The sequence below is a fragment of the Planktotalea arctica genome (assembly GCF_002105285.1).
Classification (GTDB): domain Bacteria; phylum Pseudomonadota; class Alphaproteobacteria; order Rhodobacterales; family Rhodobacteraceae; genus Planktotalea; species Planktotalea arctica.
Map to the genome: position 1 here is coordinate 1 of NZ_MUHR01000026.1, position 8854 is coordinate 8854.

Annotated in this window: 8 protein-coding genes; 1 reads left to right on the forward strand and 7 read right to left on the reverse strand. The window is 57.5% G+C overall.

The annotated features are described in order from the left end of the window. Window positions 1–1121 (reverse strand): ISNCY family transposase (locus B9P63_RS16930; protein ID WP_176219190.1); only part of this gene is annotated, 1121 nt, incomplete at its 3' end. A 240-nt stretch (window positions 1122–1361) separates the two neighbouring features. Further along, window positions 1362–1967 (reverse strand): recombinase family protein, encoded by a 606-nt coding sequence (locus tag B9P63_RS16935; protein WP_085310988.1) that lies wholly within the window; start codon window positions 1965–1967, stop codon window positions 1362–1364. Window positions 1968–2061: 94 nt separating this feature from the next. Between B9P63_RS16935 and B9P63_RS16940 the strand changes: the two genes are divergently transcribed. Beyond that, window positions 2062–4965 carry a Tn3 family transposase gene (locus B9P63_RS16940; protein ID WP_085310990.1) on the forward strand — a complete coding sequence of 968 codons (2904 nt, stop codon included), beginning with the start codon at window positions 2062–2064 and terminating at the stop codon, window positions 4963–4965. Window positions 4966–4992: 27 nt separating this feature from the next. Here the strand turns inward: B9P63_RS16940 and B9P63_RS16945 are convergent, their stop codons facing one another. The 5 genes from B9P63_RS16945 to B9P63_RS16965 form a co-directional block, all read right to left on the reverse strand. Further along, window positions 4993–5376: a CcdB family protein gene (locus B9P63_RS16945; protein WP_085310992.1), complete on the reverse strand. Its 384-nt coding sequence runs from the start codon at window positions 5374–5376 to the stop codon at window positions 4993–4995. Continuing rightward, on the reverse strand, window positions 5376–5606 hold the full coding sequence (locus B9P63_RS16950) for a type II toxin-antitoxin system CcdA family antitoxin (protein WP_085310994.1): 231 nt from the start codon (window positions 5604–5606) through the stop codon (window positions 5376–5378). The genes B9P63_RS16945 and B9P63_RS16950 overlap by 1 nt, the downstream gene beginning before the upstream one ends. A gap of 298 nt (window positions 5607–5904) precedes the next feature. Beyond that, entirely contained in the window at window positions 5905–7200 is a 1296-nt protein-coding gene (locus B9P63_RS16955; protein WP_085310996.1) for an FAD-dependent oxidoreductase, read from the reverse strand. Next, complete coding sequence (locus B9P63_RS16960) at window positions 7197–8558, reverse strand: FAD-dependent oxidoreductase (protein ID WP_085310998.1); 1362 nt, start codon at window positions 8556–8558, stop codon at window positions 7197–7199. Before B9P63_RS16960 ends, B9P63_RS16955 begins: the two co-directional genes overlap by 4 nt. Window positions 8559–8565: 7 nt before the next feature. Continuing rightward, on the reverse strand, window positions 8566–8742 hold the full coding sequence (locus B9P63_RS16965) for a glycine cleavage T C-terminal barrel domain-containing protein (protein WP_281252376.1): 177 nt from the start codon (window positions 8740–8742) through the stop codon (window positions 8566–8568). Window positions 8743–8854: the final 112 nt, after the last annotated feature.

Sequence of the window (8854 nt, forward strand, 5' to 3'; positions counted from 1 at the left end):
GTTTTGCCGGACCACTTCAGGACAACGCCGTTGGCGCGGACCTGAATGCGCCCGCAACCATACTCGTAGACATCGACAAATTTACCAGCGAGGCCGCGCGTCAGATTATTGATCTCCAGCTTGATCCGTTTGCGGTCGTACTTCAGCATCAGATCTTTGGTGACATGACGTTGATCGCGCAAACAGAAGACCTCGCTCAGTCGATCTGGTTCAATGTTGAGCGCGCGATGCAGGTCGTTTGGCTTGGCAGGAGCCTTTGCAAACTTAGCGTTGAAACGTTCCGTAAACCCCGGCAGGAAGGCGTTGCCGTCCTCCATGTTTGAGATGCCTGCAAGGCGTAGTTCTTTAACGAGCCGATCTTGCAACGTCCGGTTCGCCCGTTCGACACGGCCTTTAGCCTGAGAGCTGTTTGCACAAAGAATCTCGATGTTTAACTCAGCCAACGCACGCCCAAATTGCGTCATGCCAGTCATGTGTTGGCTGGGCTTTGAGACGCGGAACACCGTGTGTTTGTCGCTGTAAAACGCAACGGGGCGACCGTGGTTAAGCAGGTAGTTCTCTAGCGCGCCGAAGTAGCTGAACGTGCTTTCTGATTGAACAAACCGCAGCTCCATCAACATGCTGGTCGCATCATCAATGAAGACGAGCAGGGTGCAGGGACCGACGCGATCCTCGAACCAGCGATGATTAGAACCGTCGATTTGAACCAGCTCTCCAAAACATTCTCGTCGTGATCTAGGCTGATGAAATGTGCGCCGTTGCTTGCGCGACAACCATAGACCGTCGTCGGTCATCCACTTGCGCAGCGTCTCGCGTGAGACCTTGAAGCCATGATTTTGCACCAACATCTCAGCTGCCAAAGTTGGACCGAAATCTTGATAGTTCTCTTTGACCAAGGCCACAGCATAGTCACGCTTTGCCTCGTGGATCTTGTTATTAGGAGCTTTGCCACGCGCTTTGTGCCGGATCGCAGCAGCACCGTCAGTTCGGTATGTCTTCAGCAACCGAAACATCTGGCGCTTCGTGATGTCCAACATGTTCGCGCCGTTCTGAACGCTCAAACGCCCGTCATCGACATGCGCCAACACCTCAATGCGATTTAACTCGCGCTCGCTCATCATCACTCATCCCATGCTCAATCTCCCGTTGCTCATTTGAACAAGAGAGTGACATTCCTGCTTTGCACAGGGGTGACATTATCGCTTTGCGGCTACACACTTTTAAAACGTATAATGATGATTATGTAAAATAAATAGCCAGCAAATAGATTTCTTTTAGTTAAAAGCCCTGAATAAGCATATCGATTGCGGATGTGATTTTCTCAAACTGGGGTAGATTCCGGTAGGGGGCAGGATGACACCCTAAGCGCGATCCCTGTTCCGTTTGACGATGTCCGTGACGGTATTTTTCGAGATACCAAGGTCCCGGGCGATCCATCGGTATGACCTTCCGTCTTCGATGGCCTGCAACACCTTCGGAGCCAGCTTGTCGGACTTGGGGCGCTGTCCCGGCTGACGCCCAAGCTTCTTGCCGCGTGCCCGAGCGGCGGCGAGGCCGGATTTCACCCTTTCGCTGAGCAGATCACGTTCAAACTGGGCGATCCCAGCCAGCATGGTGGCCATCATTCGACCATGTGGCGTCTCGACCTCGAAGGTCATGCCGCTCATGGCCACGACTGAGACTTTCCAGCCTGCGAGCCGATTGAGGGTATCGAGCAGATCCTGAGTGGATCGCCCCCACCGGGAAAGCTCACTGACAAGAATGGCGTCTATCTGCCGGGCCTGCGCGAGATCGATGATCTGATTGCGGGCTGCGCGATTGGCTGAGGCCCCGGAGGCCGTTTCCTTGAACACACCGACCACGTCATAGCTGCCGCGTTCTGCAAATGCGGTCAGTTCCGCGACCTGTCGCTCACAGGACTGGTCGGATGTCGAAACCCTGGCGTAGATGGCCGCGCGCTGTCCCAGTTGAACCCCCTCGAAGTTTGGCCTTGCAAGCCTTTGATTTTGCTGGTGCGGATTTTGTCCTGAACAGACTAATAACTAACAAGGACAATCCCACATGCCAAGACGCTCTATTCTGACCGCGCGCCAACGCGCAGCGCTGATCGACCTTCCGAAAGACGAAGCCAGCATCCTCTATCACTACACGCTGTCGGATGAGGACATTGAGCACATCAATGTGCGCAGGCGCTCAGAGAACCGGTTCGGGTACGCGCTACAGCTATGCGCCCTGCGATATCCCGGCCGCCTCCTGTCATCTCGCGAGGTGATCCCTGAGTCAGTTGTTCGGTTTATCGGGGCCCAATTGGGCATGACCGGGGATGAGATCCTGCCTTACGCCGCTCGTCGTCAGACCCGTCAGCAGCATCTTCACGACCTCCGTCAGCTCTACGGTTTCAAGATGTTCTCCGGTCACCGCGCACGCGAGCTAAAGGTCTGGCTGGTGAGCGAGGCGGAGCACGCGACCACCAATCATGATCTGGCCTGCCGGTTTGTCGATGAGTGCCGCCGGACCAAGACCATCCTGCCGGGTATATCCGTGATCGAGCGTCTCTGCGCGGATGCGCTTGTCGCGGCGGAACGTTGGATCGACAGCGCCATCGTGGCCCGGCTGGACGAGCCCCTGAAAGCCCGCCTTGATGCCCTGCTTACGGATATGGTCGATGGCAAGGTCAGCCGGTTCGTCTGGTTGCGCCAATTCGAGGTGGGGCAGAACTCGGCCGATGCCGCCCGCCTACTCGACCGGTTGGAATTCCTGCAGGAGATGGACCTGTCGCCTGACATGCTTTCGGGCATTCCACCCCATCGGGTGACCCGCCTGCAGCGTCAGGGGGAACGCTATTTTGCCGATGGCCTGCGCGACATCAGCAGTGATCGCCGACTAGCCATCATCGCGGTCTGCGCGGTCGCATGGCGTGCGGCGCTTGCCGATGCAGTGATAGAGACCCACGACCGGATTATCGGCAAGACATGGCAGGGTGCCAAGAAGCTCTGCGATGCCAAGATCGCTGATGCAAAGACGGCGGTGCAGGACACCCTGCGCGCCTTCAAATTTCTTGGTGCCGCCTTGCTCGACGCCAGAAGCGATGGCGCGCCATTAGATCAGGCGACGGAGCTGGCCTGCGGGTGGGAACGGCTTGAAGGGTTGGTTGCCACCGCTGCCGAGTTGACGGACACAATGGCGGCTGACCCCTTGGCGCATGTTGGCCAAGGCTATCACAGGTTCCGGCGCTATGCCCCGCGCATGCTGCGCGCGTTGGATATCCAGGCGGCGGGTGTCACAGCGCCCTTGCTACAGGCCAGCACGCTGATCGCGGACGATCAGAGACCCGAGGAACGACCGGTTGGCTTCCTGCGACGCAGTTCGAAATGGCATCGCCACTTGAATGCCCAAGAGGAAGATGGCCACCGGCTCTGGGAAGTGGCGGTGTTGTTCCATCTGCGGGATGCGTTCCGCTCAGGCGATATCTGGGTGCCTCATTCCCGGCGCTACAGCGATCTGAAACAGGCTCTGGTTCCCGCCGAGGCGGTGAAGGACATACCAAGACTGGCCGTGCCACTTGATCCGGAAGCCTGGCTTGCCGACCGCAAGGCACGCATGACCGACGGTCTGGCGCGGCTGGCCAAGGCGGCGCGTGCGGGGGCCATTCCCGGCGGGTCGATCGAGAACGGCATCCTGAAACTCGACCGCCTGAGCGCCGCTGTGCCCGAAGAGGCGGACGAGCTGGTACTCGATCTCTACGACCGGCTGCCCGCCATACGGATTACCGAGCTGTTGCAGGAAGCCGATGCGGATATCGGCTTCACGGAAACCTTCATCAGTTCGCAAACTGGTGCGCCCTGCAAAGACCAGATCGGCATGCTGACGGTGTTGCTGGCCGAGGGCCTGAACCTCGGCCTCAGCAAGATGGCCGAAGCGACCAACACCCATGATTACTTCCAGCTCTCCCGCCTGTCGCGATGGCATGTGGAGAGCGACGCCATCAACCAGGCCCTCGCAATGGTGATTGACGCGCAGTCTCGGCTGCCCATGGCCAAGTTTTGGGGCGGTGGCGTGACCGCCTCCAGCGACGGGCAATTCTTCCCTGCCGCCCGGCAGGGCGAAGCCATGAACCTCATCAACGCGAAATACGGCTCCGAGCCGGGCCTCAAGGCCTACACCCATGTCTCCGACCAGTTCGGCACCTTCGCGACCCAGAACATTCCGGCCACCGTGAGCGAAGCGCCCTACATCCTGGACGGGCTGCTGATGAACGAGGCCGGGCGGAAGATCACAGAGCAGTATGCCGACACCGGCGGCTTCACTGATCACGTCTTTGCCGTGACCTCGTTGCTCGGGTTTCGGTTTATCCCGCGTATCCGAGACCTGCCATCCAGACGTCTCTACCTGTTCGATCCTGCGTCAGCGCCAAGCGAATTGCGCGGCCTGATCGGCGGCAAGATCCGCGAGGGCCTTGTCGTTCAGAACTGGCCCGGCGTGCTGCGGTCGGCTGCCACCATGGTGACAGGCGGCATGCCGCCCAGTCAGTTGCTCAAGAAGTTCGCCGCCTATCCGCGCCAGCACGAGCTAGCCCTGGCGCTACGTGAAATCGGCCGCGTCGAGCGGACCCTCTTCATCATCGAATGGCTCCTCGACGCCGACATGCAGCGCCGTGCCCAGATCGGCCTGAACAAGGGCGAGGCGCATCACGCCCTGAAAAACGCCCTGCGCATCGGTCGCCAAGGCGAAATCCGCGACCGTACCGCCGAAGGGCAGCACTACCGCATGGCCGGTCTCAACCTGCTCGCCGCCATCATCATCTACTGGAACACCAAGCAGCTCGGTCAGGCCGTCGCCGCGCGGCAGCGGGCCGGGCTGAATTGCGACCCCGCTCTGCTGGCGCATATCTCCCCGCTAGGATGGGCCCACATCCTGCTCACCGGCGAATACCGGTGGCGGCGGCAAGCCGGGGCAAAGTTGTGAAGTAATCACCCCTATTTCTTGCCACCTTCACGGCCACCAAACGGGCACGCCACGCTCATCGCCACAATGAAGACGGCCACAGGGCACAAAACCGGTGAAAAAAGATTGGGGCGGGAGCCTTAGGGTGTCATCCTGCCCCCTACCGGAATCTACCCCAAACTCTCCATCGAGCTTTCCAGCTGAGGTTTTGAGAATGCCGGTTGGTACGGCCGCCATAAACTGTGTTACCATAACGACTGGCTGATCTTCGAAATTGAAAATAGGATTAAGCCTTGTTGCAGGCTTCGGTGCGCTGGATGTTGGCAGCAATGGCACGACAACTCTGGTGTTGAGATCACTCAGCAAATCCGTTTGGACATCCAAAAGATAACCATTGCCGGACGGGTTGGGAAATACGTCATACTTGGGCATCAGAACTGACGGTAATTATCAAGCGGCAATCCATGCTTTTCGACATGTGCGTTGGAACTTCGAATTGCCGCAGCATTCTCTACTTTCCATTGCTGTGCCTTGGCTACAGAAACCGCCGCTCGCACGCCATCCTCTGCAGCGCGAGACAGGTTCACCTTCAATGCTTTGGCTTGTGTAAGCAAATCAGCGTCCAGCGACAGGTTTGTAGGTTTTCGGGTGTGCGAATTCATAAGTCTGCCTCCTGAAAAGAGATTACCGTCTAAATGTATGGGCGTCAATCATGGGCATAGTTTATGCACATGAAAAGTGCATACTATATCCAATTAGCTAACCGCGCGCAGGTTCGCTGAAACGGACGAAATCAAGGTTTCCGCTGTGTCTGAAACTGGCTCGCAACAACGTTTCAAATAAACACCTCGCAGGGCATTCGCAGCCCATGTGCCAAAGGCTACTTTTAAGTCGTTATAAATTTTCTGCAAAATACCGATCAGACGAACGAGGGCGGCTCTAAAGACCAAACACGGCGTCTCATGTCCACAACCCAAGCCTAGCCAATTGCGAGACTAGAGCGGCTTGATCAAACGCTTGAACTTTGGCGTCTTCCGCCAACGCCATGCAAGCCGCATGGCCTACGGCCTGCCCCATCGCCATACATTGTGGCATCCCCCGAACGGAAGCAAAGGCCACAGGGTCCGCCGACACAAGCCGCCCGGCAAATAGCAGGTTTTCGATCTTTCGCGGGATGAGGGATCTGAAGGGAATAGTATAGTAATCGCCCGTTTTGACCGCCGCCTCATGCGTCATTTCAGCGGAATTGCGCATCACGTCATCAATTGGATTATCGCAAGCGACAATTCCATCCGCGAACTTTGTTGCGCGGGCGATATCTTCACCAGTAATGCGGTATATGGCCTCTAACCGGCGGGTTTCACGCACTCCCACCGTGGGACCGAGGCCCCACATCTGCGCAGTTTCAAAGCCAGGGACGGCGTCGACGAGAAAACGGGCGACTTGATGACAGCGCCGGCGGCCTTCTTGTGTGGCGCGGCTCACCTCCATCGGATCGGTGCCGTTCACACCCCGGATCGTGACAGTGTTGCAGAATACCGTATCGCGGTGAAACCCCCGCATCAGGTAAAGTTTATGCAGATCTGGGTGCAGCCTACCAGCAGCGATGCCTTCCGCCGCGAATACTTGAAAGTAGGGATCACCGCCTTCAAAAACGCGCGCTACATCTACACCAACCATGTGAAACGTCAGCGTGACCGCCATCATGTTGCCACTGTGATCGCCCAGTGTGTAGGGAACGCCTGCGCGTGCAGACAGGTCACCATCGCCGGAGCAATCTATTACCACTTTTGGCTTGATGGTAAGCGGACCGCGTCGATCGTGAGCCGTGACACTGTTGATCCGGGCTTCCTTCATCACCGGCTCATTCGCGAAAGTGTTCAGGTGTAGTGTCACGCCCGCCTCATCCAGCATCTCGAACATCGCCAAGGTGGCGATTTCGTGATCGTAGTGCACCTCGAAGCCGAAGTTTGCCAAAGTGCAAGGCCGGACCTCGGCGGCCGGCGGCGCCATCTGTGCCAGCCGGTCAGTCAATTCACCAAAGATGCCGCCGATGTTCTTGCCCTGCGGATAGCCGCCGCCCCACGGCATGCCCGGGCAAAAAGCCATCACACCACCAATCTTTGACCCCGCTTCAATGAGGCGGACAGTTCCGCCCGCGCGAGCTGCGGCCAATGCCGCTGCGAACCCGGATGTGCCGCCGCCAACAACCAAGACATCCGTATCAAGAACTCTTTCAGATGCGGGGCTGGTCATTGAATACGAACGCCTTGCCGCACCAACTCGGATTGAACTGCACCTATATCTATCTCGGCCACATCTCGGCCAGTCTTGACCGCAAAAGCGGCAGCAACCCCAGCCCCTTGCCCCGCAACAGCACAGCAGGCCATGTTGCGCGTCGCGGCATGGGCAACTCGGTCGCCCCCGATCGCACGGCCAGCGACCAAAAGTCCCTTTACACCCTTTGGCAACATCGAACGATACGGGATCTGCATGTAGCGGCCTGTCGTCGGAATGATCAAAATGCCGTAGCCGTCGATGAATTCTGGATAGATGCCAATGGTGTCTTCAAACCGGCCCTCATAGCGGACATCAGCCTCAGTCATATTGTAGAGCGCATCAATCTTGCGGGTGTCCCGGATGCCAATGCTCATACCAAAATTACGTAATCGCACGCCTTTGCATCCCGGCATGTATTGGCGCAGCGCCTCGATGGCCAGCATCGCCTGTTTCCGCCCCTCGACTTCGCCTTTTGTCATGCTGTCAGGGTCTGTACCATCGATCCCTGCCAAATGGACAAGGTTCATGTAGGTCAACTCGCCTGTGTCATGTATCGCGCCCCAAGTGCCGGCGATTGTGTTCAGATGCTTGGGGATCAACCCCTGCTCGATCGCCTTGGCGAATGGCTTTTTCAAGAAGGGCGAAAACATGTCGTCCTCTTTCCCATCTGTCTCAACCGTCCACTCTCCTGTGGACCAGTCTTTGTAGGTTTGCGGGTCGGCCGTCACTTCTGCCATGAATGCAGTTTTATCGACCCCAGCAAGGTGGAACATCACGCTGGCGGCCTGCATGTCTTCTGTCGGGGTCTTGTGTGCTGGCGCGCCGCAGCGGACGGCAATATCGGCGTCGCCCGTTGCATCGATGACCACTTGGGCCAGGATCGCTTCGCGCCCTGCTTTAGACTCGACGATGATGCCGGCAATTCGATCGCCTTCCATCACCGGAGCGACGAATTGGCGGTGCATCATACCGTGAATGCCAGCCTCTTCTACCAGACGGTCAGCAACCAGTTTGAAACCTTCGCTGTCCAATTCATAGCTTAGCGACTGGCTTTCGGGGACGGCTGCACCCATTGCTTTTGCACGGTCCTCAAACTCTCGCCCAATCCCGTTTGCTTCCACCGTCTTTTCGTGGCGATACCATGCCAGCCCCTCTACTCCGACCACAGTAATATTGCCGCCATAACAGCCAAAGCGTTCCACCATGCAAACCTGCACACCCGCGCGTGCAGCGGCAAGCGCGGCGGCCAAACCACCAGGACCAGAGCCGACGACAAGCACGTCGGTATTAAGAATGACAGGAGTATGCCGCGCCGGCTCGGTAATGATTTTCATTTTGACCTCATAGAAACGGCAAATCGCAAAGTGTTCCCTCGACCGGACCTGCCCCGCGCTGTACCACTACCCTGTCCTCGGGCTTTGCAGCAACGGAAACAAGTGCGAAACCAATATTCTTGCGCATCCGGAATGACCATGTGCAATTGGTCATATCCCCAATCTTCTTCTCGTCCGTTTTGATATCATTCCACTTGAAATCAGCCTTTGCAGCGTCAGGGTAGCGGGTCTACGTGGGTCAATTCTCAGTGAAAATTTATGGGTGCGTAATCGGTCTGCATCACCGCACCCGCCTC

Excerpts from the sequence above, each read along its gene's own strand:
- B9P63_RS16940 (WP_085310990.1), top strand. The coding sequence starts at position 2,062 with ATGCCAAGACGCTCTATTCTGACCGCGCGCCAACGCGCAGCGCTGATC.
- B9P63_RS16945 (WP_085310992.1), bottom strand. The coding sequence starts at position 5,376 with ATGCCCAAGTATGACGTATTTCCCAACCCGTCCGGCAATGGTTATCTT.
- B9P63_RS16950 (WP_085310994.1), bottom strand. The coding sequence starts at position 5,606 with ATGAATTCGCACACCCGAAAACCTACAAACCTGTCGCTGGACGCTGAT.
- B9P63_RS16955 (WP_085310996.1), bottom strand. The coding sequence starts at position 7,200 with ATGACCAGCCCCGCATCTGAAAGAGTTCTTGATACGGATGTCTTGGTT.
- B9P63_RS16960 (WP_085310998.1), bottom strand. The coding sequence starts at position 8,558 with ATGAAAATCATTACCGAGCCGGCGCGGCATACTCCTGTCATTCTTAAT.